Annotated in this window: 25 protein-coding genes; 13 read left to right on the top strand and 12 right to left on the bottom strand. The window is 68.1% G+C overall.

Going from position 1 to position 26,938, the window contains the following annotated elements:
• Positions 1-48: 48 nt before the first annotated feature.
• Positions 49-1,122 carry a pirin family protein gene (locus AC3A6G_RS18550; RefSeq protein WP_487864511.1) on the top strand — a complete coding sequence of 358 codons (1,074 nt, stop codon included), beginning with the start codon at positions 49-51 and terminating at the stop codon, positions 1,120-1,122.
• Positions 1,123-1,142: 20 nt separating this feature from the next.
• Here AC3A6G_RS18550 and AC3A6G_RS18545 read toward each other — a convergent pair whose 3' ends face one another.
• Complete coding sequence (locus tag AC3A6G_RS18545; protein ID WP_487874281.1) at positions 1,143-1,433, bottom strand: YciI family protein; 291 nt, start codon at positions 1,431-1,433, stop codon at positions 1,143-1,145.
• 210 nt (positions 1,434-1,643) lie between these two features.
• Here AC3A6G_RS18545 and AC3A6G_RS18540 point away from each other — a divergent pair, with 210 nt between their 5' ends.
• From AC3A6G_RS18540 to AC3A6G_RS18520, 5 genes are all read left to right on the top strand, one after another.
• A complete protein-coding gene (locus AC3A6G_RS18540) occupies positions 1,644-2,714 on the top strand; it encodes a M4 family metallopeptidase (RefSeq protein WP_487874280.1) in 1,071 nt (356 codons plus the stop codon).
• Complete coding sequence (locus tag AC3A6G_RS18535) at positions 2,711-3,058, top strand: protealysin inhibitor emfourin (RefSeq protein ID WP_487874279.1); 348 nt, start codon at positions 2,711-2,713, stop codon at positions 3,056-3,058. Before AC3A6G_RS18540 ends, AC3A6G_RS18535 begins: the two co-directional genes overlap by 4 nt.
• A gap of 106 nt (positions 3,059-3,164) precedes the next feature.
• Complete coding sequence (locus AC3A6G_RS18530; RefSeq protein ID WP_487874278.1) at positions 3,165-3,473, top strand: putative quinol monooxygenase; 309 nt, start codon at positions 3,165-3,167, stop codon at positions 3,471-3,473.
• 74 nt (positions 3,474-3,547) lie between these two features.
• Positions 3,548-4,111: a hypothetical protein gene (locus tag AC3A6G_RS18525; protein WP_487860797.1), complete on the top strand. Its 564-nt coding sequence runs from the start codon at positions 3,548-3,550 to the stop codon at positions 4,109-4,111.
• Between the two features lie 19 nt (positions 4,112-4,130).
• Entirely contained in the window at positions 4,131-4,727 is a 597-nt protein-coding gene (locus AC3A6G_RS18520; protein WP_487874277.1) for a hypothetical protein, read from the top strand.
• Between the two features lie 66 nt (positions 4,728-4,793).
• On the opposite strand, the gene gap is transcribed toward AC3A6G_RS18520, so the two are convergent.
• Together gap and AC3A6G_RS18510 are read right to left on the bottom strand one after the other, a co-directional pair.
• On the bottom strand, positions 4,794-5,795 hold the full coding sequence (gene gap, locus AC3A6G_RS18515; protein WP_487874276.1) for a type I glyceraldehyde-3-phosphate dehydrogenase: 1,002 nt from the start codon (positions 5,793-5,795) through the stop codon (positions 4,794-4,796).
• A 60-nt stretch (positions 5,796-5,855) separates the two neighbouring features.
• Positions 5,856-7,967, bottom strand: coding sequence for a transketolase family protein (locus AC3A6G_RS18510; protein ID WP_487874275.1), 2,112 nt, complete (start codon positions 7,965-7,967; stop codon positions 5,856-5,858).
• Positions 7,968-8,130: 163 nt separating this feature from the next.
• Between AC3A6G_RS18510 and speD the strand changes: the two genes are divergently transcribed.
• Genes speD through AC3A6G_RS18495 form a run of 3 tightly spaced genes read left to right on the top strand, consistent with a single transcriptional unit; the run spans position 8,131 to position 10,627 of the window.
• Positions 8,131-8,511 carry an adenosylmethionine decarboxylase gene (gene speD / locus AC3A6G_RS18505; RefSeq protein WP_487874274.1) on the top strand — a complete coding sequence of 127 codons (381 nt, stop codon included), beginning with the start codon at positions 8,131-8,133 and terminating at the stop codon, positions 8,509-8,511.
• Between the two features lie 11 nt (positions 8,512-8,522).
• Positions 8,523-9,236, top strand: a complete 714-nt coding sequence (locus AC3A6G_RS18500; protein WP_487874397.1) for a nucleotidyltransferase family protein — start codon at positions 8,523-8,525, stop codon at positions 9,234-9,236.
• On the top strand, positions 9,233-10,627 hold the full coding sequence (locus AC3A6G_RS18495) for an aminopeptidase P N-terminal domain-containing protein (RefSeq protein ID WP_487874273.1): 1,395 nt from the start codon (positions 9,233-9,235) through the stop codon (positions 10,625-10,627). Before AC3A6G_RS18500 ends, AC3A6G_RS18495 begins: the two co-directional genes overlap by 4 nt.
• 15 nt (positions 10,628-10,642) lie before the next feature.
• Here AC3A6G_RS18495 and AC3A6G_RS18490 read toward each other — a convergent pair whose 3' ends face one another.
• The 6 genes from AC3A6G_RS18490 to AC3A6G_RS18465 all read right to left on the bottom strand — a co-directional run bounded on the left by AC3A6G_RS18490 (position 10,643) and on the right by AC3A6G_RS18465 (position 18,074).
• Entirely contained in the window at positions 10,643-11,995 is a 1,353-nt protein-coding gene (locus tag AC3A6G_RS18490; RefSeq protein WP_487861091.1) for an esterase-like activity of phytase family protein, read from the bottom strand.
• An 81-nt stretch (positions 11,996-12,076) separates the two neighbouring features.
• Positions 12,077-13,699 carry an FAD-dependent oxidoreductase gene (locus tag AC3A6G_RS18485; protein ID WP_487874272.1) on the bottom strand — a complete coding sequence of 541 codons (1,623 nt, stop codon included), beginning with the start codon at positions 13,697-13,699 and terminating at the stop codon, positions 12,077-12,079.
• Between the two features lie 14 nt (positions 13,700-13,713).
• A complete protein-coding gene (locus AC3A6G_RS18480; protein WP_487864507.1) occupies positions 13,714-15,267 on the bottom strand; it encodes a polyamine aminopropyltransferase in 1,554 nt (517 codons plus the stop codon).
• Positions 15,264-15,482, bottom strand: a complete 219-nt coding sequence (locus tag AC3A6G_RS18475) for a DUF350 domain-containing protein (RefSeq protein ID WP_487860789.1) — start codon at positions 15,480-15,482, stop codon at positions 15,264-15,266. The genes AC3A6G_RS18480 and AC3A6G_RS18475 overlap by 4 nt, the downstream gene beginning before the upstream one ends.
• A gap of 36 nt (positions 15,483-15,518) precedes the next feature.
• Positions 15,519-17,012: a DUF4178 domain-containing protein gene (locus AC3A6G_RS18470; RefSeq protein WP_487860788.1), complete on the bottom strand. Its 1,494-nt coding sequence runs from the start codon at positions 17,010-17,012 to the stop codon at positions 15,519-15,521.
• Between the two features lie 9 nt (positions 17,013-17,021).
• The gene (locus tag AC3A6G_RS18465) at positions 17,022-18,074 is read right to left on the bottom strand and encodes an SPFH domain-containing protein (RefSeq protein ID WP_487860787.1); all 1,053 of its coding nucleotides are present in this window, start codon (positions 18,072-18,074) and stop codon (positions 17,022-17,024) included.
• Between the two features lie 149 nt (positions 18,075-18,223).
• Between AC3A6G_RS18465 and AC3A6G_RS18460 the strand changes: the two genes are divergently transcribed.
• From AC3A6G_RS18460 to AC3A6G_RS18445, 4 genes are all read left to right on the top strand, one after another.
• Entirely contained in the window at positions 18,224-20,563 is a 2,340-nt protein-coding gene (locus tag AC3A6G_RS18460; protein ID WP_487860786.1) for an NADP-dependent malic enzyme, read from the top strand.
• Positions 20,564-20,744: 181 nt separating this feature from the next.
• Positions 20,745-21,155, top strand: a complete 411-nt coding sequence (locus AC3A6G_RS18455; protein WP_487860785.1) for a guanyl-specific ribonuclease — start codon at positions 20,745-20,747, stop codon at positions 21,153-21,155.
• A gap of 50 nt (positions 21,156-21,205) precedes the next feature.
• Positions 21,206-21,631 carry a barstar family protein gene (locus tag AC3A6G_RS18450; protein WP_487874396.1) on the top strand — a complete coding sequence of 142 codons (426 nt, stop codon included), beginning with the start codon at positions 21,206-21,208 and terminating at the stop codon, positions 21,629-21,631.
• A complete protein-coding gene (locus tag AC3A6G_RS18445; protein ID WP_487864504.1) occupies positions 21,610-21,855 on the top strand; it encodes a hypothetical protein in 246 nt (81 codons plus the stop codon). Before AC3A6G_RS18450 ends, AC3A6G_RS18445 begins: the two co-directional genes overlap by 22 nt.
• Before the next feature lie 124 nt (positions 21,856-21,979).
• On the opposite strand, the gene rsmA is transcribed toward AC3A6G_RS18445, so the two are convergent.
• From rsmA to AC3A6G_RS18430, 3 genes are read right to left on the bottom strand one after another with little or no spacing between them, the layout of a single operon-like run.
• Entirely contained in the window at positions 21,980-22,750 is a 771-nt protein-coding gene (rsmA, locus tag AC3A6G_RS18440) for a 16S rRNA (adenine(1518)-N(6)/adenine(1519)-N(6))-dimethyltransferase RsmA (protein ID WP_487864503.1), read from the bottom strand.
• Complete coding sequence (locus AC3A6G_RS18435; RefSeq protein WP_487860782.1) at positions 22,750-24,162, bottom strand: peptidylprolyl isomerase; 1,413 nt, start codon at positions 24,160-24,162, stop codon at positions 22,750-22,752. The genes rsmA and AC3A6G_RS18435 overlap by 1 nt, the downstream gene beginning before the upstream one ends.
• Positions 24,163-24,181: 19 nt before the next feature.
• On the bottom strand, positions 24,182-26,782 hold the full coding sequence (locus tag AC3A6G_RS18430; RefSeq protein ID WP_487860781.1) for an LPS-assembly protein LptD: 2,601 nt from the start codon (positions 26,780-26,782) through the stop codon (positions 24,182-24,184).
• Positions 26,783-26,938 lie beyond the last annotated feature (156 nt).

Below are 26,938 nucleotides of genomic sequence, written 5' to 3'. Positions count from 1 at the left end.
GGCGTGGCAGATACGGCCATGCCCCACTTGCCAAGAAGGAACACCGGCATGACCGACGACAAAGACCACCGCAGCCCCATCGTGAAGATCCAGCCCTTGGGCTTTCCCTGGGCGACGATCGACCCCTTCCTGTTCTGCGTCTACCACGACGATGCCTATCCGAAGGGCAATGCGCAAATGGGCCCCGATGCGCCGCTGACCGGCCGCCAGATCGGCCAGGACTTCAGCCGCACCGACGGCTGGAGCATGTACCACGGCGAAACGGTGCCGGGCTTTCCGGCGCATCCGCACCGCGGCTTCGAGACGGTGACCATCGTCCGCAAGGGCTTGATCGACCATTCCGATTCGCTGGGCGCCACGGCGCGCTTCGGAGGCGGCGATGTCCAGTGGCTCACCGCAGGCAAGGGCATCGTGCATGCCGAGATGTTCCCCTTGCGTGACACGGGCGCGCCCAATCCGCTCGAGCTGTTCCAGATCTGGCTCAACCTGCCGGCACGTCACAAGATGGCCGAGCCGCACTTCACGATGTTCTGGTCCGACGCGATCCCGCGCCTCGTGTCCGACGACGCGAAGGGTGGTCGCACCGAGGTCGCGGTCATCGCGGGCCGGCTCGGCAGCACATCCGAGAGTCGCGACGCGGTCGAGGCGCTCGCGCCGCCGCCTGATTCATGGGCGGCACAGGCCGATGCCGATGTCGCGATCTGGACCGTGAAGATGACGCCCAGTGCGCGCTGGACGCTGCCGGCCGCCACGGGCGAAGGCACCCGGCGCATGCTGTACTTCTTCAAGGGTGCCGAGGCGCACATCGCGGGCGAGCGCGTGCAGGGCCCGGCGGCAGTCGAGCTGCGCGCCGACGTGGCCGTGGAACTGGCCGCCGGCGATCGGGCGGACAGCGAATTCCTCGTGCTGCAGGGCCGCCCGATTGCCGAGCCTGTGGTGCAGTACGGGCCCTTCGTGATGAACACGCAGGCCGAGATCAGCCAGACCATGGCCGACTACCGGCGCACGCAGTTCGGCGGCTGGCCCTGGCCCGACTCCGCGCCGGTGCACGGCCGGGATGCCGCGCGCTTTGCGCGGCACCCGGACGGACGCGAGGAAGCGCCGGGCGCGCAAGGGGACTAAGGTTCAGTCGCCGGGCGGCGTCAGAAGCTCTTCAGCATCTCGACGCCGAGTGCCGTCATGCTCGGCACGAACTCGGTCACGTCCATCCGCGCGACACCGCCCTGCACGAAGGGGTCGCGCGCGAGCACCGCTTCGAGCGCCTCGCGGTCGCCCGATCGCGCCAGGATCACGCCGCCCGTGCGCGGAACCTGACGGCCCGAGGCCACGAACAGGCCGCTCGCATAGTGTTTCTTGAGCCACGCCATGTGCGGGTCCATCAAGGCATCGACTTCTTCGAGCGGGCGGGTGTAGGTGAGGCTGACGATGAACATGGGCAGGCCGGTGGGTGTGACAGCCCTCCATCCTATGGCCTCGACAAGGCGCGGTCCCGGCGAGTGTGTGTTGCAGTCGTAACGTTGTGGCAGGCGTCATTTCGCTTTCGGCATCTGCACGGCGCGCCGCCGAAGGCCTGAAGCGATCCCGGTCGACGCTTTCTGCTACCGTCATTCGCGTCGCCGACAAGGCCCACCGGAGACCCACCCATGCCGCTTCGCCCGCCGCCGATCCTCGCGCCAAGCTTCATACCGCCGTACCTGCTCGACCGGCTTGCCGAGCGCGCCGGCCCCCATGCGAGCGCCCGGGCGGCGCAGACGCTGATGATCGACCGCGAGCACCGCGGGCTGCGCGAGGCGGTGGCTTCGCACACGCTGTCGTCGGGCCCGGCGCCGGGCTACGTGCGGCGCGATGCACCCGAGCGCGCGATCCACGATGTGGGGCACACCATGGACCTGCCGGGCCGGCTAGTGCGCGCCGAAGGACAACCCGCCACCGGCGACGTCGCGGCCGACGAGGCCTACGACCACCTCGGCGCCACCTACCGCCTGTACCGCGAGATCTACGCGCGCGATTCCATCGACGGCGCCGGCCTGCCGCTCGTCGGCAGCGTCCATTACGGTGTCGACTACGACAACGCGTTCTGGAACGGGCGGCAGATGGTGTTCGGCGACGGCGACGGCGAGGTCATGAACCGCTTCACCATCGCGGTGGACATCATCGGCCACGAGCTCACGCACGGCGTCATCGACCACGAGTCGGCGTTGCGCTACGAGGGCCAGTCGGGCGCGCTCAACGAATCGGTCTGCGACGTCTTCGGCGTGCTGGTCAAGCAGTACCTGCTGCAGCAGACCGCGCAGCAGGCCGACTGGCTCGTGGGCGCCGGGCTCTTTACCGACAAGGTGCAGGCCCGCGCGCTGCGTTCGATGGCCGAGCCGGGCACCGCCTACGACGACCCAGTGCTGGGCAAGGACCCACAGCCCGCCCACATGCGCGACTTCGTCGCCACGCGGCAGGACAATGGCGGCGTGCACATCAATTCCGGCATTCCGAACCGCGCCTTCCATCTTGCCGCCACGGCGCTGCAGGGCATGGCCTGGGAGAGCGCGGGCCGGGTCTGGTACGACACCGTGTGCGACCGGCGGCTGCGCCGCGATGCCGACTTTGCGGCCTTCGCCCAGCTGACGCTGGACAATGCCGCGACGCGCTTCGGCGCCGGCAGCGCGGCTCACCAGGCCGTGGGCGCCGCATGGAACACCGTGGGAGTCACCGCATCATGATTCAGCTTCCGCCCCTGGACCAGGCCACGATCGTGCGCCTCACGCGCGAGGGTGGCCTGGCCTATGTGCCGGGCCTTTCGCGCCCGCGCAGCTATCAGCTCGGCAACTGCAGCGAAGAACTGCGCCAGCAGATCGACGCGGCGTTGCAAAGCGCCGCACCGCACGCGGGTGCTGCCAGCGCTCCGGGCGCTGCGGGCGGCGACCAGCGCTTCTACCGCGTGGAAGTGCTGGTGCAAGGCAGCAGCAGCAGTGCCATGCACTCGAGTTCGGTCAGCTTCGAGGTGCCCGAGGCCGAGGCGCCAGAGGCACTGGTGCACCTGTGGAAGGATGCGGCGGACCGTTGACGCGCGGCCTGCGCGCGAAGCAGGGTCACGCACGGGACCGGCGCCGGGCCGGCCGATCTCGTAGATTTGGCGGTTCCAGAACACCACCATCTACGGAGCCTTTTTCATGATCCACGTCGTCGCCGTCATCACCGCCAAGCCCGGCCAGCGCGCGCAACTGCTCGAGGCCTTTGCCGCCAACCGCGAAGCGGTGCTGGCCGAGGCGGGCTGCATCGAATACGGCGCCACCATCGACGCGCAGGGCATCCCGGCCTCGAAGGCGAGCTTCGGCCCCGATACCTTCGTCGTGATCGAGAAGTGGGAAACGCTGGCCCACCTGCAGGCGCATGCCGTGGCGCCCCACATGAAGGCCCATGGCGAGAAGACCAAGGAGCTGGTCGCGAGCAAGCTGATCCACGTGCTCGAGCCGGCCTGAAGCCGGCTTCGCAGGCGGCGCAATGCCTGCTACCCTCGCGCCGGGAGCAGGCATCACGAAGAGGGAATCAGGACATGGCGATCTTCAGGACGCGCCGCTGGCTGCTGGCCGCGGCGCTGCTGGCATCGGGCTGCGCCCAACTTTCCGCGCCACCCTATGCGGCCGACTACGAAGCGCTCGACCGGCTCGAAGCCACGCGTCCGGGCGCGGTGGCCGTGGCAAGGGTACAGCCCACCGATCCGAACGCGAGCGTCAACAGCCTGGCGCTGCGGCGTGCAAGGCTTCTTTCGCCAAGCGGCAGCTTCGCGCGCTATCTCGAAGACGCGCTGGTCCGCGACCTGGGAGAGATCTCGGTCTACGACCCCAAGGCGCCGACGCGGATCGCGGCGCGCCTGCTGGTCAACGAACTCGACCTCGGCGTGATCAACGGCACCGGCCGCATGGACGTGGAGATCGTGGTCTCGCGCGCAGCGGCGCAGCGGCTGCGCAAGACCTACCGGGGCGAGATCGCCTTCGATTCGAGCTACGCCAACATCGTGGCGGTGCCTGCGGGGCAGGCGGCCTATCCAAGGCTCGTTCGGGCCCTGCTGCGCGAGGTGTATGCCGACCCGCAGTTCATCGCGGCCATCGCGCCCTGACACTGGAGCAAGCCGCACCATGCCATCATTCCTTCGGGCCATCGTCCGCCTTCTGCTGGCCGGCGCCATGGCCTCGCTGCTCGGGGCCTGTTCCCATCCGATCACCATGATCACCGAGACGGCGCCGCCGCGATCGGTGGCGCACCTCGTACCGAAGAAAGTCGCTTACGTCATGACCGACGCCCAGCGCGACCAGCAGGTGACCACCGCGGGCGGCAGCGGCGACCGGGTGAGCTATTACCCCTACCGCGACCTCGAGAAGTCGATCCGCGATGCGCTGCGCGCGGTCTACCGCGACGTGGTGGTGCTGCGCACCGCGGGCGATGCCAAGGCGAACGAGGCCGCCGGCATCTCGCTGGTGTTCACGCCGCAGATCAAGACCGACTCGAGTTCGTCGTCCTGGCTCACCTGGCCGCCGACGTCGTTCACCGCGGAAGTGAACTGTCTCGTGAGCGACGCGGCGGGCGCAGAGGTCGCGCGCGTGCGTGCGGTCGGCAACGGCACGGCAGAATTCGGCGAATTCAAGGGCGACTACGGACTCGCCGCGCGACGCGCCGCAACCCGACTCACGTCGCAACTGAGCAGCGAGATCCGCAGGAACGAGAAGCTGCGCTGAGTCGCTGCGTCATTCGCCATAAGAAAACGCGCCCTCGGGCGCGTTTTTCATTGAAGCCGCGAAGCCTTACTTCGACACGACCTTCACCATCTCCAGGCACTTGTTCGAGTAGCCCCATTCGTTGTCATACCAGCTCACGAGCTTCACGAAAGTGCTGTCGAGCGCAATGCCGGCTTCGGCATCGAAGATCGAGGTGCGCGGGTCGCCGCGGAAGTCGGTGGCCACCACCTTGTCCTCGGTGTAGCCCAGCACGCCCTTGAGCGCGCCTTCGCTCTGCGACTTCATCTCGGCGCAGATTTCCTTGTAGGTAGCTTCCTTCTCGAGCTCGACCGTCAGATCGACCACCGACACGTCGGAGGTCGGCACGCGGAAGCTCATGCCCGTGAGCTTCTTGTTGAGCTCGGGGATCACCACGCCCACGGCCTTGGCGGCGCCGGTGCTCGAGGGGATGATGTTCTCGAGAATGCCGCGGCCGCCGCGCCAGTCCTTGTTGCTCGGGCCGTCCACGGTCTTCTGCGTGGCGGTGGCGGCGTGCACGGTGGTCATCAGGCCGCGCTTGATGCCCCACTTGTCGTTCAGCACCTTGGCGAGCGGTGCCAGGCAGTTGGTGGTGCAGCTGGCGTTGCTGACGATCGCCTCGCCGGCGTACTTCTTGTCGTTCACGCCGTAGACGAACATCGGGGTGTCGTCCTTCGACGGGGCCGACATGATCACCTTCTTGGCGCCTGCGTCCAGGTGCTTCTGGCAGGTTTCCTTGGTGAGGAAGAGACCGGTCGACTCGAGCACGATGTCGGCGCCGACTTCGTTCCACTTCAGCTGCGCCGGATCGCGCTCCTGCGTGAGGCGGATCTTCTTGCCGTTGACGACGAGCGTGTTGCCTTCGACCGTGACTTCGCCCTTGAAGCGGCCGTGCACCGAGTCGTACTGGAGCATGTAGGCCAGGTAGTCGGGCTCGAGCAGGTCGTTGATGGCGACGATCTCGATGTCGTTCTTGAAGTTCTGCACGGCCGCGCGCAGCACGTTGCGGCCGATGCGACCGAAGCCGTTGATACCGAGTTTGATTGCCATCTGATTTGCTCCTAAGGTTGAAAAACTAGTGTTCGGGCGAGAAGAGGGCCAAACGCCGGATCAGTCGCGCAGCGCCGCTTCCACGGTGGCCGCGACGTTCTCCGCCGTGAAGCCGAAGTGCTTGAACAGCACGGGCGCCGGCGCCGACTCGCCATAGCTGTCGATGCCGACGACGGCCGCGCAGCCGTACTTCCACCAACCGGCGGTGCAGCCCATCTCGACCGCGATGCGCGGCAGCTTCTTCGGCAGCACGCTCTTCTTGTAGGCCAGGTCCTGGCGGTCGAAGGTGGTGGTCGAGGGCATCGAGACCACGCGCACGGCGATCTTCTTCTCGGCAAGCAGCTTCTGCGCGGCCAGCGCGAGCTGCACTTCGGAACCGGTGGCGATGATGACCGCCGCAGTCTTCTTGCTCTTGAGGCCGACGGCCTCGGGCTCGGCGAGCACGTAGGCACCGCGGCTGATGTCGCCCAGGTCGCCCTTGGGTGCATAGGCGATGTTCTGGCGGCTCAGCAGCAGCGCCGTGGGGCGCGACTGGTTCTGCAGCGCCACGGCCCAGGCCACGGCCGTCTCGGCGGTGTCGCCCGGGCGCCAGACGTCCAGGTTCGGGATCAGCCGCAGCGATGCCGCATGCTCGATCGACTGGTGCGTCGGGCCGTCTTCGCCGAGGCCGATGGAATCGTGCGTGAAGACGTGCACCACGCGGCGCTTCATGAGCGCGGCCATGCGGATCGCGTTGCGGCTGTAGTCGCTGAACGTCAGGAAGGTGCCGCCATAGGGAATGAAGCCGCCGTGCAGCGCCACGCCGTTCATGATGGCGGCCATGCCGAACTCGCGCACGCCGTAGTTGATGTGGCGGCCGATCACGCCGTGCGGCGGCTCGACCTTGTCGGCCGTGCTGTCGGGCTTGGGCTCGTCCTCGGCACCCTGGTTGGGCTGCTGCGCGGGCGCGCTCATGACCACGGCGCCGGTCTTGGCGTCGAAGCGCAGCGCGGCGGTGCTCTGGGTGTTGGTGAGGTTCGAGCCGGTGAGGTCGGCGCTGCCGCCGAGCATTTCGGGCAGCGCGGCGGTGAAGGCCTCGAGCGCGAGCTGGCTGGCCTTGCGGCTGGCCACGGTCTCGCCCTTGGTGTGGGCGGCGACCACGGTGTCGAACGCCACCTGATGAAAGTTCTTCGGCAGCTCGCCCTTCATGCGGCGGGTGAACTCGGCGGCCAGGCCGGGGTAGGCCTGGGCATAGGCGGCGAAGCGCTCGTTCCAGGCGGCTTCGGCCTTGGCGCCCTCGGCCTTGTGGTCCCATGCGGCGTACACCTCGGCCGGGATCTCGAAGGCCGGCGCGGTCCAGCCCAGCGATTCGCGCGTGAGCTTGATCTCGTCGGCGCCGAGCGCCTCGCCGTGCGCCTTGGCGGTACCGGCGCGGTTCGGGCTGCCCTTGCCGATAGTGGTCTTGCAGATGATCAGCGTCGGGCGGCTGTCTTCCTTCTTGGCCTTGGCGACGGCCTTCGACACTGCGGCGACGTCGTTGCCGTCGACCGGGCCGATCACGTTCCATCCGTAGGCCTTGAAGCGCTCTTCGGTGTTGTCGATGAACCAGGGCTTGACCTGTCCGTCGATGCTGATGCCGTTGTCGTCGTACAGCGCGATCAGCTTGTTCAGGTGCCAGGCGCCCGCGAGCGCGCAGGCTTCGTGGCTGATGCCTTCCATCATGCAGCCGTCGCCCAGGAAGGCGTAGGTATGGTGGTCGACGACCGCGTGGTCCTTGCGGTTGAACTCGGCCGCGAGCAGCTTCTCGGCCAGCGCGAAGCCCACGGCATTGGTGATGCCCTGGCCCAGCGGGCCGGTGGTGGTCTCGACGCCGGGGGTCACGTCGACCTCGGGGTGGCCCGCGGTCTTGCTGTGCAGCTGGCGGAAGTTCCTGATCTCGTCGATCGGCAGGTCGTAGCCCGACAGGTGCAGCACCGCGTAGAGCAGCATCGAGGCGTGGCCGTTCGAGAGCACGAAGCGGTCGCGGTCGAACCAGTGCGGGTTCGCGGGGTTGTAGCGCAGGTGCTCGCCCCAGAGTGCGACGGCCATCTCGGCCATGCCCATCGGTGCGCCCGGATGGCCGGAGTTTGCTTGTTGGACGGCATCCATGGCCAGCGCGCGGATCGCGTTGGCCATCAGGGCTTGGTTTGCCATGGGCGTTGGACTTTCGGGTGTGTGGATTGGGGAGAACCCGCGATTTTACCGGGCCTGCCCGGACCGCCTCCGGCAGCGGTCGAACACCCGACCAGGCACCGGGGACCCTGCGGACGCGGTTTACGTGCCGGCGCGGGTGGCGCGGACTGCTAGAGTTGCCCCCATGCACGGGCTGCACCTCACCGCCGACCTCCACGACTGCCAATGCGCGATGCAGTGGCTGACCGACAAGGAGGCGCTCGGCGCCGTCTGCGTCAAGGCCGTCGAGGCCGCCGGGCTGCAGCCGGTCGGGCAGCTGGTGCACGGCTTCCCGGCCACGCCGCAGGGGCCGGGCGGCGTCACCGCCACGGTGCTGCTGGCCGAATCGCACCTGTGCCTGCACACCTGGCCCGAGCTGCGCGGCGTCACGCTCGACGTGTACGTGTGCAACTTCGGTGCCGACCATTCCGCCAAGGCGCAGGCGCTGATGGACTGCCTGGTGGCGCTATTCCAGCCTGCGCGCAGCGAACGCAATGCACTACAGCGCGGACGGGTCGGGCCGTGAGCGCCAAGGCGATGATCCTCGCGGCGGGCCGCGGCGAACGGATGCGCCCGCTCACCGACGCGTGCCCCAAGCCGCTGCTCGAAGTGCAGGGCAAGCCGCTGATGCAGTGGCCCATGGAGGCGCTGGCAGCCGGTGGCTTCACCGATCTGGTGGTCAACACGGCCTGGCTCGGCGAGCAGATCGTGCGCCGCTTCGGACCGCGGCCCGTGCTCGAAGGGCATGGCGCGCTGACGATCGCCTACTCCGACGAGGGCCGTGACTTCGGCGGTGCGCTCGAGACCGCCGGCGGCATCGTGCGCGCGCTGCCGCTGCTCGGCGACATCTTCTGGGTCGCGGCGGGCGACGTGTTCGCGCCCGGCTTCGTGTTCGAGCAGGCGGTGGTCGACCGCTTCGCGGCCAGTGGCAAGCTCGCCCACCTGTGGCTGGTGCCGAACCCGCCGCACAACCCGCGCGGGGATTTCGGGCTTTCGGCCGACGGGCTCGCGCTGAACCAGGCGAGCGAAAAAAAATACACCTTCTCGACCATCGGCCTCTACCGCCGCGCGCTGTTCGCGCCGCCCTATTGCGACATTCCGCCGGGCAACCCCCAAGGCGCCAAAGCCCCGCTGGCGCCGATCCTGCGCGCCGCGATGGACAATGAATGCGTGAGCGCCGAACTCCACACCGGCCCCTGGACCGACGTGGGCACGCCGGAGCGGCTTCTTCAACTGAACACGCCAACATGACCCCAGCAGAACGCCATATCTACGCCGAGCGCCGCGCGCGCCTCGCCTCGCAGCTCGGCAAGGACGGCATTGCCATCGTGCCGACCGCGCCCGAGCGCCAGCGCAACCGCGACAGCGACTTCCTGTTCCGTCACGACAGCTACTTCTATTACCTGACCGGCTTCACCGAGCCGAACGCCTGGCTGGTGCTGGCTGGCGACGGCCGCGCGACGCTGTTCTGCGCGCCCAAAGACCTGGAGCGCGAAATCTGGGACGGCTACCGCCTCGGCCCCGAGGCCGCGCCCGAAGCGCTCGGCGTGGACGCGGCCCTCTCGGTCGGCGAGCTCGACGCCCGGCTGCCGAAGCTGCTCGAGAACCGCGACGTCGTCTGGTACCCGTTCGCCACCCACCAGGGCCTGGAAACCCGCATCGACGGCTGGCTGCAGTCGGTGCGCGCGCGCGTGCGCTTCGGCGCGCTGTGCCCCGACGCGCAGCGCGACCTCTGCAGCCCGCTCGACGAGATGCGGCTCGTGAAGGACGCGCACGAGCAGGACATCATGCGCCGCGCCGCAGACATCAGCGCCCACGCGCACGTGCGCGCGATGCAGCTGTCGGCGCGCATGCTGCGCGAGGGCAAGGACGTGCGCGAATACCACCTCGACGCCGAGCTGCTGCACGCATTTCGGCTTGGCGGTTCGCAGTACCCGGCCTATGGCTCGATCGTGGCCGCGGGCGCCAATGCCTGCGTGCTGCACTACCGCGCCGACGCCGCACCGGTGCGCGCCGGCGAGCTGGTGCTGATCGACGCGGGCTGCGAACTCGACGGCTATGCGAGCGACATCACGCGCACCTTCCCGGCCGATGGCAGGTTCAGCGGGCCGCAGCGCGCTCTCTACGACCTGGTGCTCGCGAGCCAGGACGCCTCGGTAGCGGCCACCAAGGCCGGCAACCGTTTCAACGATCCGCACGATGCGGCCGTGCGCGTGCTCTCGCAAGGCATGCTCGACCTCGGGCTGCTCGATGCCAACAAGGTCGGCAGCGTCGACGACGTGATCGACAAGCGCGCGTACTTCCAGTTCTACATGCACCGCACCGGCCACTGGCTCGGCATGGACGTGCACGACTGCGGCAGCTATGTCGAGCCGACGCAGGTCGGCGAGGTGAGCGAGCGCAAGGACCCGCTGTCGAACGAAGTCATCAAGAACCGCCCGAGCCGCATCCTGCGCCCAGGCATGGTGCTGACGCTCGAACCCGGCATCTATGTGCGCCCGGGCGAGGGCGTGCCCGAGCAGTTCCACCACATCGGCATCCGCATCGAGGACGACGCGATCGTCACCGACACCGCCTGCGAGCTCATCACGCGCGGGGTGCCGGTGAAGGCCGACGAGATCGAGGCGCTGATGCGCGGCTGAGGGCGCGTGCCGCTGCTACTTGGCCTGCAGCAGCGCCCCCGCCTCGAGCAGCACCAGCTCGTTGTCGTCGGCCTTGTTCGGCTCGCGGCTGCTCGAGAACGGCAAGTTGTTGTCGTTGCCGACCACGATGTGCGTCGCATCGACCACGTCGACGTTCTCGATGGTGAAGAACGGGAACTTGAGCACGCCGTCGTTGAGCGGCTTGCGCGCGCGCTTGGCGGGGTCGGCGATGTTCAGCAGGTCGATGTAGCCGATCTTGCGCACCGCGGCGCCCACGTTTGCGTCGCCCATCTCGATCTTGTAGACGCGCTTGAACTTCGCGAGGTCGTGGAAGCAGTCGCTGCGCTTCTGGCCTTCGGGGCAGGCCTTGTCGGCCGTACCTTCGCCGTTGTCGCGCTCGATGACCAGGCCGGTGGTGCCATCGATCATGTTGAAGTCGCCGATGGCGTGGCCGTTCGCCTCGAGCACGTAGTGCCAGTGGCGCCCGGTCCATTTCTCGCTCGCCACGTCGAACTCCAACACGCGCAGCGCCTCCTTGCCGTCGACGCGCTCGTAGTCCTTGGCTTCGGCATTCCACACCGGCCCTTCGAGCAGCGCATAGAGCTTGGTACCGTCCTTCGACGCGGCCATGCCCTCGAAGCCCTTCGAGCGCCTGACCTGAAAATCGACCGCGCCGCCCGGCGCGCCGGGCGTGGTGACGGCCGGATGGTCGGGCGAGCGCACGGCCTTGCCGCCGACCTGGGTGTCGAACACCGCGAGCACCTTGCCCTTCAGGTCGGCCTTGATCAGGAACGGGCCGAACTCGTCGCCGATCCACAGCGCGCCGCCCGCGAACTGGAAGCTCTCGGGGTCGAAGTCCGAGCCCGTGAGGTAGCGCTGCTTCGTGCCTTCATGGACGATGCGGAACGGCACCTTCTTGTCGGGATCGTGCAGGAAGACCGTGTCGAGGCGATCGAACCTGCCGCTCGCGAAATCCACCTTGTAGCGGTTCAGGTAGAGCATGAAGTCGGGCGAATTGGCCTTGGCGCCGGCCCCGTTGTCGGTGAGCACCCAGAACGAGCCATCGTCCATCTTCTTGATGCCCGAGTGACCCTGCAGCGGCTGGCCCTGGAACGGCAGCGACACGCCCGTGCCGCGGCCGCCCGACAGGCCCTCGACCGTGCCCGACGCTTCCACGCGCTTGCCCGAGGTGAACTTGCCGCTCAGCCGCAAGTCGGCCGGCGCGTCCTTGGGCACGGCGACGAAGCTCTGTGCGGGCAGCACGGCGTGGCCGGCGAGCGTGGCGGGAAACGCGGTCTGGGCCTGCGCGGCGGCGGCACCGGCCAGGGCGCCGGCAGCGGCGGCGAAGGAAAGAACGGAAAGGCGCATCTTCATGGATCGAAAGGTCTCGCTCGAAACGCGAGACGATGCCGCCGCGCCGTGACGGCGCAGTGACACGGGCCGGCAGCGTCATGCCACCGCCGCCCCCGCCAGGTGCCCGCGCGTGAACGCTTCTTCGAAGATCGAATAGCCCGACCAGTCCGCGTGCGCGAATGAGAGGCGGCCCGTGGTGATGTGGCCGCGGTGCGCGGCATCGCCGTCGGCCGCGCCGAGCCGCGCGAGCAGGCCCGGTACCGGCACGGCCATGGCATGGCCGTAGCGCACGATCCCCATGCGTGTGGCGAGCGCGGCCAGGTCGGGATGCGGCACCGACAACTCCGCGAGCAGCTCGTCGCGCCAACCGGTCCACGGCCGTTCGAGCAGCAGGCGCCGGCCATCCGCGCCCTCGTCGTGGCGGCTCGGGCCGAGCGGCCGGTACCAGCTCAGCACCGTGCCGCGCGGCGTCGGGTCGAGCGACTGGTGGCGCGCATCGACGTAACCGAGGCCGCGCGTGCCATAGACGACGTTGTCCCAGCTCGGCGGTGCACCGGGGCGGTCGGCGAGCGGCGCGCGCAGGTGCACGTTGGCCACGAGCCAGGGCGCATGGCCGATGTGGGCCGCGGCGTCGGCGAGCACGCGCGGCGCGTTCTCGACCACGCGCGCGGCGATGAACACCGGCAGTGCAACGATGCAGCGCTCGGCCTGCCAGCGCACCAGCGACTGCGATGCGGCGTCCCACGCATCGACCTCGACGCCGCCGCGCAGCTGCGCGATGCGCGCGACCACCTGGCCGGTGCGCAGCCGCTCGCCGAGCGGCGCGGCGAGCTGTTGGGTGAGCCAGCCGTTGCCTTCGGGCCAGGTGAGGATGCCTTCGCGCTCCGACGCATCCGCATCGCTCTCGCCGGGCGCATGGAAGCCGTGCCGGCTCGCGAAGTAGTGGATGCCGGCCCAGGCCGACACATGGTCGATGCCGGCGCCGTAGTCGTCGCGGCAGCAGTAGTCGAGGTACCAGCGCAAGTGCGCATCGCCGAAGCCTTCGCCGTCGAGCCAGCGCGAGAAGGGCAGGGCGTCGAGCGCGAGCAGCGCGGGCGTGAGCGCTGCGCGCAGCGTGGGAATGGCGAAGCGCGCGGCGCGCTGCAGTTCGCCGATGCGGCGGGCGAAGCGGCGGTACTGCGCATGCGTGTCCGCGCCGACGCCCTGCACGGGCAGCAGGCCCTCCTGCCATTCGCCCTGGAAGAACAGACGCTCCTGCGGACTGTGGCAGAGGGTGCGCTCGTCGTAGACCCAGCGGCCCGCCTCGCGCCGGCGCAGGCCGAGCTCCTCGAGCAGGTCCTGCACCTCGTGCGCATCGTCGCCGGGCACCGGCAGGTAGTGCGCGCCGAGCGGGCAGGGCACGCCACCGAGCATGCCGCCGCGCGCGTTGCCGCCCGCTGCGTCCTCGAGTTCGAGCAGGGCGAAATCCTCGATGCCCGCAAGGCGCAGCGCGCGCGCCGCCGCGAGGCCCGCCACGCCGCCGCCGGCGATCACCACGCGCACCTTGCGCGTGGCCGCGACCGGCCGGCCGTTCAGCGCGCCGTCGCGCAGTGCATGGCCGCGCGCCACATCGCTGCCGACGAACCCGCCCTCGATGGCCGAAGGCGCCGGTTCGCAGCCGGCCAGCGCCAAGGCCCCGGCCGCGCCCGCCGCCACGCCGAGGAATTCGCGTCGCTGCATGCCAGGGCCTCTGTTCACTCGTGCCCCATCACCTTGCCCCACTCGCGCTCGTAGGTGGTGACCAAGACCTGGTTGGACAGCCGGTTCACCTCGGCCGGCACGCGCGCCATGTCGACCGGGAAGTCGAACATCAGGGGCAGCGTGGCGGGCGAGAGAAAGCGCAGGCCCAAAGGCAGCGCGTCGGGCAGCCGGTAAGGACGGCGGCTCGCGATGATGAAGCCCCACTCGCCGAAGCTCGGCACATGCGCGTGGTACGGCGCGGCGCGCAGGCCGACCGATTCGATGGTGGTCGCCACGGTCCAGTAGCTCTTGCGCGCCACCAGCGGCGACGTGGTCTGCACCACCGCGTAGCCGCTCGCCGCGAGCCGCCGGTCGAGCAGCGCGTAGAAGCTGCCGGTGTAGAGCTTGCCGATCGCGAAGTTGGTGGGGTCGGGAAAGTCGACCACGATCACGTCATAGGTGTCGTCCGCCCCGCCTTGCTGCTGCAGCCACTGGAACGCATCGGTGTTGACGACCTTCACCTTCGGCGACGACAGCGCATGGCCGTTGAGCGCGGCCAGCGTCTCGTGCCCGGTGAAGAGCTTCGTCATGTTCGGGTCGAGCTCGACCAGCGTGACCGATTCGACCGACGGGTACCTGAGCACCTCGCGCACCGCCATGCCGTCGCCGCCGCCGAGCACCGCGACCTTCTTCGGCGCGCCGTGGGCGGCCATCGCTGGGTGCACCAGCGCCTCGTGGTAGCGGTACTCGTCGCGCTCCGCGAACTGCAGGTTGCCGTTGAGGAACAGGCGGTGGCCGAGCGGCCCGCCCGTGACCACGATGCGCTGGTAGGGCGAACTGGCGCTGAAGACGATCGGCTCCTGGTAGAACCGGTCTTCGGCCAGCGTGGTGATGTGGTCGGCGCCTGCAAAGCCCGCCACCAGCGCGGCCAGCGAGAGCAGGCACGCGACGAAGTGCGCGCCGACCCGCCGCATCTCGTGGCGAAACAGCCAGAGCGCCCACAGGGCGACCGCCGCATTCAAGATGCCGAACAGCAGCCCGGTGCGGATCATGCCGAGCTGCGGCACGAGCACGAGCGGAAAGGCCACCGACACGGCGAGCGCGCCGAGGTAGTCGAAGGTCAGCACCTGCGACACGAGGTTCTTGAGCACCACGTTGCGCTTGAGGATGCGCATCACGAGCGGGATCTCGAGCCCGACCAGCGTGCCAACCACCATCACGAGCCCGTACAGCAGCAGCCGGAAGGCGCCGGGCACGTAGGCGTTGGCCAGGAACAGCACGGCGGGCAGCGCGCCGCCGATCAGCGCCACCAGCAGCTCGATGCGCAGGAAGTGCGCCGGCAGCTGGCGTTCGAAGTAGCGCGACAGCCACGAGCCCACACCCATCGCGAACAGGTAGGTGCCGATGATGGTGCTGAACTGCAGCACCGAGTCGCCGAGCAGGTACGAGCTCAGCGCGGCCGCGGTGAGCTCGTAGACGAGTCCGCAGGCGGCCACGACGAAGACGCTGGCGAGCAGCGCGATCTCGACCGGCTGCGGGCCCTTCGGGCCGGACTGCGCGACCGTCAATGGATGGCGGCCGCCACGATGATGCTGATGCCCAGGCTCATCGCCGCCACCACCAGCCCGAGCGCGACGTTCTGCTTCTCGACGATCTCGTTCCAGAGGTCGTAGGGCGTGAGCTTGTCGATGATGAGAAAGCACAGCCAGAAGATCAGCACGCCGATCAGCGCATAGACGAGCGATCCGAGGACCACGCCCGGTTTCAGCCATTCAAATCCCATGGGGACCTCCAGTCGTAGTTGGTGTGGGGTTGTTGCTCATTTGTGGCCGCCGCCGCTCGAGTAGCCGCCGTAAGAGCCGCCCGATCCGCGGTAGCCGCCGGTCGACGAACCGCTGCTGCGGCCGCTGCAGGTGCTCAGCACGATCAGCACGATGAAGAGCACGACGATGATCAGGATGATGGTGCCGCAGCCCATGCCCGACGCAGCGCTGACCGGCAGCGCGTCGCTGCGCGTGAACATGTCCTTCTTGTCGTCGAGCTTGAAGGCGGCCGAGACCGCGCCGCTGTCGAGCCTGTTGCCCGACGACCATGTGAGTTCGTTGGCCGAGCGCTCCATCGACAGCAGCGAGCGGCCGTCGGCGAAGTCGCGGTTGAACGTCTTCTGCCCGCGCTCGACCTGCCAATAGAACTCGCCCGCCACGTAGGTGGTCTCGGCGTTGTAGGCGTACTGCTGCGGGTAGCGCTTGCCGAGGTAGGTGGCGCTGCTGCCGTTCTCGGCCATCCGCGGCGCGCCGGTGGTCGGCTTGACCATGCTCCAGCCGTCCTCGGCGTCGACCAGGAAGCTGAAGCCGCGCTTCTGGTTGTAGAGCAGGTATTCGTTCCAGCCGAAGTGCTCGTCGTCGCCGGGCTCCACGCCCATGCGGTGCTGAAAACCCACCACCTGCCATTGCACGCCCTGCAGCTGGCCAATGCTGCCGAGCGGAATCAGCGGACGGACCGGCTCGTCCTGCGCCGCATGCCGCAGTTCGCCGCCAATGCCGTGCGTGAGGTCGACGATGCTGTTGCACGAGCGGCAGGTGATGCTCTTGCTGTCAGCCAGGTTGACGGTGATCGGCGCCCCGCAGTTCGGGCAGTTGAACGCGCGGCCCTTCTCGTCCTTGGCGGATTCGTCGCGCAGGCCCGTGAGCTGCAGGTCTTCGAGCTGCACCGAACGCCCGAGATGGGCCGTGGGCGGATGCGTGCCGTAGTCGATGCCGAGCACCAGCCCGTTCTCGCTGCGCAGCTCGACCATCGGGAACGCGCGGCCGAGTTCGGGCAAGTGCGACAGTTCGCCCTGGGCCGACAGCAGCGCGACCTGCTCGTTCGACGACACGGTGAAGCTCTGGCCATTGAAGGCGCTGGTCGCGCCCACGCGCAGGTCGACGGGGGGCGGCGCGGTGCGCTGCAAGTCGTAGGGCAGCGAGAAGACGTAGGCACCGTTGTCTTCGCTGAGGATGCCGCTGCGGCCGTCCTCCAGCGCCGCGATCCATTCGGTCCAGCGTGCGCCGGCATGGCCGTACTGCAGCCGCCCGACAAGGGTGAACGGCTGATCGTTGATGCGTCCGGCGGCCAACAACTGCAGCGGGCTGAAGTCGTCGAACAGCTCCGCCATCTTGCCGATGCGCGCGAGCGTCTCGCCCTGGCGCACGACGGTGCTCTGGCAATACGGGCACACCGCATGCGTCGATTGCGCGGACCTGAATTCGACCGGCGCGCCGCAGCCGGGGCAGGGCGCACGGTAGGCGCGCTGGGCGCCTGGTTGCTCAGCCATCGCCGGTGTTTAAACCAGCTTTTTCAGCAGTTCGGCCTTCTTGGCGTCGAACTCTTCCTGCGTCAGGATGCCCTTGGTCTTGAGCTCGCCGAGCTTCTCGAGCGTGGTCATGACGTCGTTCGGGCTCACCACCGCCACGGCCGGCTGCTGCTGCGTGGCGGCCGCCTGCGCCGCCGCATTCGGGCTCAGGCCCTGCGCGAGGTTCTGCGCCAGCACCTGGCCGAGCGCCACGCCGGCGCCGAGCCCCATGGCGTCGCCCGCGATGCCGCCGCCGCCGTTGCCCGAACCCTCGGCGAACTTCGGGATGGCCTGCGCCGTCTGGTACTGCATGAACTTGCCCATGTCGTTGCCGACCATGCCCATGCCGATCTTCTGGTCGAGCACCTTCTGCAGCTCTTCGGGCAGCGAGACGTTCTGCACCGTGATGTTCTCGAGCTTGATGCCGATCTTCTCGAACTCGGGCACGAGCTGCGCGGCGAGCGCCTGCGCAAACTGGATCTGGTTGGCCGCCAGGTCGAGAAAGGGAACGCCGCTCGCGGCAATGGCATTGCTGATGTTCTGCAGCACCAGCCCGCGCAATTGGCCGTCCAGGTCCGAGACGCTGTAGATCTCGCGCGTGCCGGAGATCTCGGTGTGGAAACGCTTGGCATCGCCGATGCGGAAGCTGTAGTTGCCGAAGGCGCGCAGGCGCACGGCGCCGAAGTCTTTGTCGCGGATCGTGATCGGCTGGGGCGTGCCCCATTTCTGGTCGACCTGCTGGCGCGTGCTGAAGAAGTAGACGTCGCTCTTGAACGGGGACTCGAACAGCTTGTCCCAGTTCTTCAGGTACGTGAGCACCGGCAGGGTCTGTGTCGTGAGCTTGTACATGCCGGGGCCGAACACGTCGGCCACCTGGCCTTCGTTGACGAACACCGCGACCTGCGACTCGCGCACGGTGAGCGAGGCGCCATGCTGAATTTCCATCTCCGCCATCGGGAAGCGCCAGGAGAGCGTGCCGTCGCCCGACTCGGTCCACTGGATGATGTCGATGAACTGCTTCTTGATGAAATCCATCAGGGCCATGGTCGCTCCTCGTGTGTTTTTCCCCAGACCGCGCATATTGCCACAGCGTGTTAACAGAATGGCGTCACCCGCAGCCTCGCGGCCTGCCGCCACAGGCCCAGGTCTACAATCGGCGCCCCCAGAAGAAGCGCTGCTAGGAGCAACGGCCCATGTCCGATTCGACCCCCTCGACCCCCACGCCCGAAGACAAGCGCGCGCAGTTGCGGCGCGCTGCCCTCGAGTACCACGAGTTTCCGGTGCCGGGCAAGATTGCCATCGCCGCCACCAAGCAAATGGTCAACCAGCGCGACCTGTCGCTGGCCTATTCGCCCGGCGTGGCCGCACCCTGCGAGGAGATCGTCAAGGACCCGGCCAATGCCTTCAAGTACACGGCGCGGGGCAACCTGGTGGCGGTGATCACCAATGGCACCGCGGTGCTCGGCCTCGGCGACATCGGCCCGCTGGCCTCCAAGCCGGTGATGGAAGGCAAGGGCGTGCTGTTCAAGAAGTTCGCCGGCGTGGACGTGTTCGACATCGAGATCGACGAGAAGGACCCGGTGAAGCTCGTCGAGGTCATCGCGGCACTGGAGCCGACCTTCGGCGCCATCAACCTCGAGGACATCAAGGCACCCGACTGCTTCTACATCGAGCGCGAGCTGCGCAAGCGCATGAAGATCCCGGTGTTCCACGACGACCAGCACGGCACCGCGATCACGGTGGCCGCGGCCATGCTCAACGGCCTCAAGGTCGCGGGCAAGGACATCAGCGACGTCAAGCTCGTGACCTCGGGCGCAGGCGCCGCGGCGCTGGCCTGCCTGAACCTGCTGCTCAAGGTGGGCTTGAAGCGCGAGAACATCTTCGTGACCGACCTGGCCGGCGTGGTCTACGAAGGCCGCACCGAGCTCATGGACGACGACAAGCGCGTGTACATGCAGAAGACTTCGGCGCGCACGCTGGCCGAGGTGATCGAGGGCGCCGACGTGTTCCTGGGCCTGTCGGCCGGCGGCGTGCTCAAGTCCGCAATGGTGGCGCGCATGGCGCCGCGTCCGGTGATCTTCGCGCTCGCCAACCCGAACCCGGAGATCTCGCCCGAAGAGGCCCATGCGGTGCGTCCCGACGTGATCATGGCTACCGGCCGCACCGACTACCCGAATCAGGTCAACAACGTCCTGTGCTTCCCGTACATCTTCCGCGGCGCGCTCGACTCGGGCGCGACCACGATCACCGACGAGATGGAGATCGCTGCGGTGCATGCGATCGCCGAACTTGCCCAGGCCGAGCAGAGCGAGCGCGTGGCGGCCGCCTACGTCGGCGAAAAGCTGACCTTCGGCCCCGAGTACCTGATCCCGAAGCCCTTCGATCCGCGCCTGATGATGAAGATCGCGCCGGCGGTGGCCAAGGCCGCCGAGGAGAGCGGCGTGGCCTCGCGTCCGATCAAGGACATGGACGCGTACCGCGACCGGCTGCAGAGCTTCGTCTATGCCTCGGGCACCACGATGAAGCCGATCTTCGACGCCGCCAAGCGCGCGGCCAAGAAGCGCGTCGCCTACTGTGAGGGCGAGGAAGAGCGCGTGCTGCGCGCCGCGCAGATCGTGGTCGACGAAGGCATTGCGCGGCCCACGCTGATCGGCCGCCCGGCCATCATCGCGCAGCGCATCGAGAAGTTCGGCCTGCGCCTGAAGGAAGAGCTCGACTACGACATCGTCAACGTCGAGCAGGACCACCGCTACCGCGACTTCTGGCAGACCTACCACCGCATGACCGAGCGCAAGGGCCAGACGGTGCAGACCGCCAAGATCGAGATGCGCCGCCGCCTCACGCTGATCGGCGCGATGCTGCTGCACAAGGACGAGGTCGACGGCATGATCTGCGGCACCTGGGGCACCACGCTGATCCACCTGCACTACATCGACCAGGTGATCGGCAAGCGCCCCGGCGGCTGCGCCAGCACGCCCCAGGACGTGCCGGTCTACGCCTGCATGAACGGCCTGCTGCTGCCCGACCGCCAGGTGTTCCTGGTCGACACCCACGTCAACTACGACCCCTCGCCCGAGGAACTGGCCGAGATCACCACGATGGCGGCGGAGGAGATGATGCGTTTCGGCCTCAAGCCCAAGGCGGCGCTGCTGTCGCATTCGAACTTCGGCACCAGCAACGAGCCCAGCGCGGTGAAGATGCGCCGCACGCTCGACCTGCTGCGCGTGCAGGCGCCCTGGCTCGAGGTGGACGGCGAGATGCACGGCGACGTGGCGCTCGACAGCAAGCAGCGCGCGGTCGTCATGCCGCACAGCGCGCTCGCGGGCGATGCCAACCTGCTGGTTTTTCCGAACATCGACGCAGCCAATATTTCTTACAACCTGCTCAAGACAGCGGCCGGCGGCAACATCGCGATCGGGCCGGTGCTGCTCGGCGCAGCCAAACCTGTGCACATTCTCACGGCCAGCGCGACTGTTCGGCGCATCGTGAACATGACGGCCTTGACAGTGGCCGACGCCAACGCGGAACGATAGGCGAATGGAGGGAAGTGGCCGCCCACTTGAGGCGCCACGCACCATCCCATTGCACTGCTCAAACTTTGAGCAGTCGCTTGCTATTTTCGCCAGCGTGGTGCACACTCGCGGGCTTGAATTTGCGGGTTAACCCCAAGGTTGACCGCGGTTCGGAATCCCCGCTCTTTTCTTGTGGTGCCCCATGGCGGCTTACGCCTCGATCACGTCCTCAGTCACTAAGTTTGCGCTCACCGGCTTGATGCTGGCGGCGTTGGCGACGGGGGCGGGGGCCCGCGAATGGTTCAGCACCGGAAAGTCTGCCCAGGAAACCATCGCCTTGTCCGAATTGCCGGCACAGGGCCGGCGAACCTATGAGGCCATTCTGAACGGCGGCCCCTTCCGATACGACAAGGACGGCACGGTATTCGGCAACCGCGAGCGACTCTTGCCGCCGGCGCGGCGCGGTCATTACCGCGAGTACACGGTGGCAACGCCGGGCTCGCGCGACCGCGGTGCGCGGCGCATCGTCTGCGGCGGCGCGCAGAAAACAGCCCCCGAGGCCTGCTGGTACACGGCGGACCACTATGCGAGTTTCAGGCGAATCGCGCCATGAGCGATGACAAAGACATGAGCGGCGCCCCGAGGCGCTGCGAAGAAATGATGATGACTATGGAAAAAACAGCGGAGATGACTCAACCCCTTCGTTCCGTGAGACCGAACATCGTGCAGTCGATTCGCGCCTTCCGCGTGAACGAACTGCAGGACGCCGCCAACGCGGCGGGCCAGCATTTCCTGTATGCGAACCTGGGCAATGCCCAGACCAAGCAGGACGTGCTAGACCTGATCGCCCAGCAATTCACCTTTCCGGCGCACTTCGGCAAGAACTTCGACGCGCTGTACGACTGCATGACCGATCCGTTGCATAAATCGGGCCCGCAGCCCGGTTTCGTGATCGTGCTCGAGCAGATCCCGGCCAACGTCAAGTTCGACAAGGAAGCGCGCGAGCAACTGCTCGACATCTTCCGGGATGCCGCCGACTACTGGGGAGACCGGAAAGTCCCATTCCGGTGCTTCTATTCTTTTCTGTAGCCCGTTCTGCATCCACCAGCCAAGCAGAACGGGCGAACGAGGCTCAGCCGACCAACGGCGCAGCACTCGATGGCATCGACATCAACAACGGCAACACCGCGAATGCGGCCGCTGCAGAACCCGAAGGCGAAAAAATGCCGACCGACAAACTGGTCGACGTCTCGCCGCTGGCGTTGCGCATGAGCAGCCCCTTCAACGCGGGCTACTGGCTCGCTGCAGCCTGACCCACCCCCGAAGCGGCTCACTTCGTGTAGCCGCCTCCCCCTCGAGGGGGCAACACCTGCGGCCTGGCGAAGCCAGTTCCGCGGTGTTTCCCGAACGAAAGCCCGCCTCTCCGGCGGGCTTTTCCTATTGGGGTGGGGGGACGGCTTGGGCGAGGGCGACGTATTCGGGCACCGGGACTTCCTCGGCGCGGCGCTGGAGGTCGAACTCGCCGTTGAAGCCGTGCTGCTCGAGCCACTTGCCGAGCGTGTGGCGCATGATCTTGCGGCGCTGGCTGAACGCCACCTGGACGATCTCGCCGAGGCGGGCGGCGTCGACGGCCGGCGGCTGCGCGAGCGGCACCATGCGCACCACGGCGCTGTCGACACGGGGCGGCGGATCGAAGCTCTCGGGCGGCACGAACAGCACGTTCGCCATGTCGTAGCGCCATTGCAGCATCACGCTCAGGCGGCTGTAGTCGGCCGTGGCGGGCCTGGCCACCATGCGATCGATCACTTCCTTCTGCAGCATGAAGTGCTGGTCGGCCACGAGGTGGGCGACGCCCAGCAGGTGGAACAGGATCGGCGTCGAGATGTTGTAGGGCAGGTTGCCCACCACGCGCAGCGGCGTGGCGAACCGGCCCGCCACCTCGACGAAGTCGACCTTGAGGACGTCCGACTCGATGACGTCGAGCTGCGGATGCTCGCGCAGGCGCTTCGCGAGGTCGCGGTCGAGCTCGATGACCGTGAGGCGGCCGAGCCGTTCGACCAGCGGCTGCGTGAGCGCCGCGAGCCCCGGGCCGATCTCGACCATGGCATCGCCGGGCTGCGGCGCGATCTCGCCGACGATCGCATCGATGATCCCGCCGTCGGACAGGAAGTGCTGACCGAACCGCTTGCGGGCGACGTGCCGTGCCATCAGGACTGCGGCGGTTCGCGGTACTCGACGTAGGCGCGCGCGCGCACTTCCTGCATCCAGGTGTTGGAAGCTTCCTCCACGCGCTGCTCGCGCAGCACGGCGCGGGCGGCCTCGCGCTGCTCTTCCTGGGTGAGCTTGGCTTCGCGCCGGCCGACCACCTGGATCAGGTGCACGCCGAAGCGCGACACCACGGGGTCGCTGATCTGGCCGGGCGCGAGTCGGTCCATGGCTTCCTCGAACTCGGGCACGAACTGCCCGGGCCGCGACCAGCCGAGATCGCCGCCTTCCTTGGCGCTCGCATCCTGCGAGTTGTCGCGCGCGAGGCCGGCGAAATCCGCCGTGCCGGCCTGCAGCCGGCGCTTGAACTCGGCCAGCTGCGCCACGGCCTGGGCGGTGGTGCGCTTGGGGTCGTTCAGCAGCAGGATGTGACGCACCTGCGTCTGCGTGACGGTGGCATCGGCCGCGCCGATCTGCGCCTTGGCGAGCACCTTGAGCACATGGAAGCCCGCGCCCGAACGGATGGGCCCGGCGATGCCGTTGACCTGCGTCGACTGGACGGCTTCAACGAACAGCGGCGGATAGCGGTCGGCGGTGCGCATGCCGATGGCGCCGCCATTGGCACGGTCGGGCGAGTCGGAGTTCTCCTGCACCAGCTTGGCGAAGTCCTCGCCCGAACGGGCGCGCTGCGCGAGGCCCTGCGCCTTCTGCTGCAGCGTGGCCAGCTGGGCTTCGGTGGCGTTCTCGGGCACGGCGACGAGCAGGTGGGCGAGGTTGATGTTCTGCAGCGACGCGTCCTTGTTGGGCGCGTTGCGCTGGTCGCGCAGGTACTCGTCGGCTTCGGCGTCGCTGACCTTGACCTTCGACTCGACCTCGCGGTCGCGCAGCCGCGTGAGCAGCAGCTGGTCGCGCAGGTCTTCGCGGAACTGGCGCGGCGAGAGGCCTTCGGCCATCACACGGCGGCGCAACTCCTCGACGCTGAGCTGGTTCTGCCGCGCCACGGTCTGCTCGGCCTGGTCGATGGCGACGTCGTCCACCTTGATGCCGCTTTCTTTCGCCAGCTGGAGCTGCGCGCGCTCGGAGATCAGGCGCTCGAGCACGAGGCGCGTGAGCTCGGCGCGGGGCACGCGCTCGGCCTCGGGGTTTTCGCGGACCAGGCGCGTCACGCGCGACTGCACGTCGGTGTTGGTGATCGGCTCCGAGTTGACCAGTGCGACGATGTATTCGGCCGCGCGCTGCACCGGTGGCGCACTCGACGGCGCGGTGCGCGGCGCCGGCGGCGCGAGGCGAGGGCCTGCGCGCATGATGTCCGTGATGCCGCTGCCGCCGCCGGGACGCAGCCCCTGCTGCGCGCCCGCGCTTGCGGCCATTGCCAGCAGGCAGCCCAGGGTCAGGATGGAACGTGTGTGTTTCATGGCGTTGCTCAATCTCGTCTCAGTCGTAATTGGTGAAGCGGCTCGGCCCTTCGGTCGGCTGGCGCAGGGGTTGGTAGCGCTGGATGTTCGTCCGCAAGGCCTGCATGGGGCTCGACCCGATGCTCGAGAAGCCGACGAATTCGAGCTGGAACATGATGCGGGTGTTGGCCGTCACCTGGCCGGTGGTGATGCGCTGCAGCACCACGCGGCCGATCCAGCAGCAGCCGTCGTACTCGAGGCCGAGCACGCCGTCGGTGAGTTTCCTGTCCTGCAGGCTGTAGTTGAGCCGACCCACCGCGTACCAGCGGCCACCGCCCTGGCCCTTGCCGGGGCCGAGGTCCTTGCCCTTGTCGCCCCACAGGTCGTTGATCGGCCATTGCCAGCCGACGTCGATCGACTTGTTGCCGTCGGTGGAGAGCGGGATGCTCGTGGTGCTCGACGTGTTCGGCGCCTGGTAGCGGAACGCGGCGCTGAGGTTGCGGTACGGCCCGGGGTTGTAGCGCGCGCTGATGGCCGCGCGCTCGGAGCGCTGCGTGTCGGGGTTGTACTGCACGACCGTGTCCAGGCTCCACTTGGGCGTCCAGTTGATCTGTGCGCCGACGAGCAGGTCGCTCGCACGGTCGGTCACCGGTGCGCCGCCCGGCAGGATGACGCGCTGGTCGCTGAAGCGCAGCCGCTGCGCCACGCCGAAACGCGCGGCCTCGACGCCGGTGTCGGGGTCGATCAGGCGCGAGGTCACCCCGAGCGTGAGCGTGTTGGTGTCGGAGATGCGGTCGTTGCCCGAGAACGCGTTCTCGGTGTAGATGGTCGCGAAGCTGAAGTCGTTCTCTGCCGAATCGTAGTTCGGCAGCATGTTCTGGTTGCGGAACGGCGTGTAGACGTAGTACGCGCGCGGCTCCAGCGTCTGGCGGAAGGCACGCCCGAAGTAGCTCGCGTCACGCTCGAAGATCAGCCCGCTATCGAGGCTGAAGGTCGGCACCGTGCGGTTGCTCGAGGTCGGAAAGAAATACAGCGCGTTCGGGTTGTACGGGACGCCGTTGACGTACTGGATCCCGTTGAGCGTGAGCCGCGGCACGTCGGCCTGCGGCCGGTAGTAGTTGTACGAGGCCGTGTTCAGCTGCAGCTTCGGAATGACGAAGGAACTCGGCGTGATGAACGGCCGGCTGATCGTGGCCACCGCGAGCGCCCGGTCGCCGTCGGGCTGCGACTGCTGGACCACGTCGAAGCCCGGCTGGCCAGCCAGGATGCTGTTGACGCGGAAGCGCGTGTAGTCGAGGTTCAGCGCAACGTCGAAACCGTGCCAGTCGTACTTGTTGTAGTTGGCCGTGATCTGCGGCATCCGGTCGTACGACGGCACGATCGGCGCCAGGCTGTACTGCAGCGTCTGGTAGCGCAGCGCCCGGATGCCGCCGTTCCAGTCGCCCTTGCTCCAGTTGAGCGAGGCTTCGTTGGGCAGCTGGCGCTGCGCCAGCGTCGGCGTGCGCGTGAAGTCGCGCCAGTAATCGTCGTCGCTGACACGGTTGATGTTGATGTTGGCCGACAGTGAATCGAGCCCCAGCGCCCGGGCATCGAAATCCTGGTGGTGGTTGGCCCAGATGCCCCAGCGCTTGGTGCCGGGCCTGCGGCCGAACGACAGGTCCGACGCCGAGATCTCGCCGTTGGCGAGTTGCTGCTGCTGCAGCGCACTCGCCTCGTTGTAGCGCTGGCCCACCAGGCGGTCGCTGCCCATCAGGTCGAGCCGGATGCTGCCGCTGTAGTCCTTCTCGAGGTAGCGGAACTCGGAACCCAGGTTGAGGCCGCGCTTGCTCATGAGCGTGGGCGTGAACGTGGCGTCGCGGTTCGGCGCGATGTTCCAGTAGTACGGCTGCGAGATTTCGATGCCGTTGGTGTTGTCGATCCCGATCGTGGGCGGCAGCAGCCCGCTCTTGCGCTCGTTGGACAGCGGAAAGCTCACGCTCGGCAGCGGCGGCGTGCTGATGCCCATGAAGCTCAGCCGCGCGTCGGTCGCGACGCCGACGTTCTCCTCGGTGTCGGTGGTCAGCGTGGCCGCGCTCAATAGCCAGGCCGGCATCCAGCCGGGAAAGTCCTCGCGGCGGCAGGTGGTGTAGGTGGCGGTGCGGGCCACCGAGACGTTGCTGTCGACGAAGTCGATGCGCTGCGCGTCGCCGTGGCCGCCGGTCGCGAGGAAGCTGTAGCGCACGTTGTTGAAGAAGCCCTCGAAGGTCTCGAGCTTGAGCTCGAGCTCGGGGCCCTCGTACACGTTGCCGGCCTGGTTGACGCGCACGTTGCCGCGCGCCTTGGCGCGGTCGTCGGGCTGGTAGTACTCGAGCCGGTCGGCCGAGATGGCGAGATCGCCGCGCCGCAGCGTGGCGTTGCCTTCGACGACGGTTTCGAGGTCCTGGCGGCCCGAGAGGCGGTCGCCGGTGATCAGGCTCGGCAGCTGGCTGCGCACGGCCTCGGGCAAGGTCTCGGTGAGCTGCGGCGTGCGCTTGAGCGTGAGCGGGCCGTCGAGGCCGCCGGCCGGCTGCGCCCAGGCGCCGTGCGCATGAAGCAGCGCCAGCGACAGCAGCGCCAACGGCAGGGGCGGACCGGAGCGCCTGAAGACTGCACGCTGGCGCATCAGGCCTCCCGCCGCGTCGTTCCGCAGGCAGCCCGCACGCTGGCAGGGCGGCGCTGCGAATGCACAAGGTGCCAAACGGGGAAGCTTTGGATCGTAGGCATCGGTCAGAACGAAGGATCGTCGGGAGGACGGCGCGGCAGGCCGGCCGGTTTGCGG

It is taken from the genome of Variovorax sp. Soil_C_26, from assembly GCF_057657075.1.
This window is presented reverse-complemented; position numbering and strand designations above follow the sequence as displayed.

Coding starts and splice junctions, on each gene's coding strand:
- AC3A6G_RS18550 (WP_487864511.1), top strand. CDS start 49: ATGACCGACGACAAAGACCACCGCAGCCCCATCGTGAAGATCCAGCCC.
- AC3A6G_RS18545 (WP_487874281.1), bottom strand. CDS start 1,433: ATGTTCATCGTCAGCCTCACCTACACCCGCCCGCTCGAAGAAGTCGAT.
- AC3A6G_RS18540 (WP_487874280.1), top strand. CDS start 1,644: ATGCCGCTTCGCCCGCCGCCGATCCTCGCGCCAAGCTTCATACCGCCG.
- AC3A6G_RS18535 (WP_487874279.1), top strand. CDS start 2,711: ATGATTCAGCTTCCGCCCCTGGACCAGGCCACGATCGTGCGCCTCACG.
- AC3A6G_RS18530 (WP_487874278.1), top strand. CDS start 3,165: ATGATCCACGTCGTCGCCGTCATCACCGCCAAGCCCGGCCAGCGCGCG.
- AC3A6G_RS18525 (WP_487860797.1), top strand. CDS start 3,548: ATGGCGATCTTCAGGACGCGCCGCTGGCTGCTGGCCGCGGCGCTGCTG.
- AC3A6G_RS18520 (WP_487874277.1), top strand. CDS start 4,131: ATGCCATCATTCCTTCGGGCCATCGTCCGCCTTCTGCTGGCCGGCGCC.
- gap (WP_487874276.1), bottom strand. CDS start 5,795: ATGGCAATCAAACTCGGTATCAACGGCTTCGGTCGCATCGGCCGCAAC.
- AC3A6G_RS18510 (WP_487874275.1), bottom strand. CDS start 7,967: ATGGCAAACCAAGCCCTGATGGCCAACGCGATCCGCGCGCTGGCCATG.
- speD (WP_487874274.1), top strand. CDS start 8,131: ATGCACGGGCTGCACCTCACCGCCGACCTCCACGACTGCCAATGCGCG.
- AC3A6G_RS18500 (WP_487874397.1), top strand. CDS start 8,523: ATGATCCTCGCGGCGGGCCGCGGCGAACGGATGCGCCCGCTCACCGAC.
- AC3A6G_RS18495 (WP_487874273.1), top strand. CDS start 9,233: ATGACCCCAGCAGAACGCCATATCTACGCCGAGCGCCGCGCGCGCCTC.
- AC3A6G_RS18490 (WP_487861091.1), bottom strand. CDS start 11,995: ATGCGCCTTTCCGTTCTTTCCTTCGCCGCCGCTGCCGGCGCCCTGGCC.
- AC3A6G_RS18485 (WP_487874272.1), bottom strand. CDS start 13,699: ATGCAGCGACGCGAATTCCTCGGCGTGGCGGCGGGCGCGGCCGGGGCC.
- AC3A6G_RS18475 (WP_487860789.1), bottom strand. CDS start 15,482: ATGGGATTTGAATGGCTGAAACCGGGCGTGGTCCTCGGATCGCTCGTC.
- AC3A6G_RS18470 (WP_487860788.1), bottom strand. CDS start 17,012: ATGGCTGAGCAACCAGGCGCCCAGCGCGCCTACCGTGCGCCCTGCCCC.
- AC3A6G_RS18465 (WP_487860787.1), bottom strand. CDS start 18,074: ATGGCCCTGATGGATTTCATCAAGAAGCAGTTCATCGACATCATCCAG.
- AC3A6G_RS18460 (WP_487860786.1), top strand. CDS start 18,224: ATGTCCGATTCGACCCCCTCGACCCCCACGCCCGAAGACAAGCGCGCG.
- AC3A6G_RS18455 (WP_487860785.1), top strand. CDS start 20,745: ATGGCGGCTTACGCCTCGATCACGTCCTCAGTCACTAAGTTTGCGCTC.
- AC3A6G_RS18450 (WP_487874396.1), top strand. CDS start 21,206: ATGACTATGGAAAAAACAGCGGAGATGACTCAACCCCTTCGTTCCGTG.
- rsmA (WP_487864503.1), bottom strand. CDS start 22,750: ATGGCACGGCACGTCGCCCGCAAGCGGTTCGGTCAGCACTTCCTGTCC.
- AC3A6G_RS18435 (WP_487860782.1), bottom strand. CDS start 24,162: ATGAAACACACACGTTCCATCCTGACCCTGGGCTGCCTGCTGGCAATG.
- AC3A6G_RS18430 (WP_487860781.1), bottom strand. CDS start 26,782: ATGCGCCAGCGTGCAGTCTTCAGGCGCTCCGGTCCGCCCCTGCCGTTG.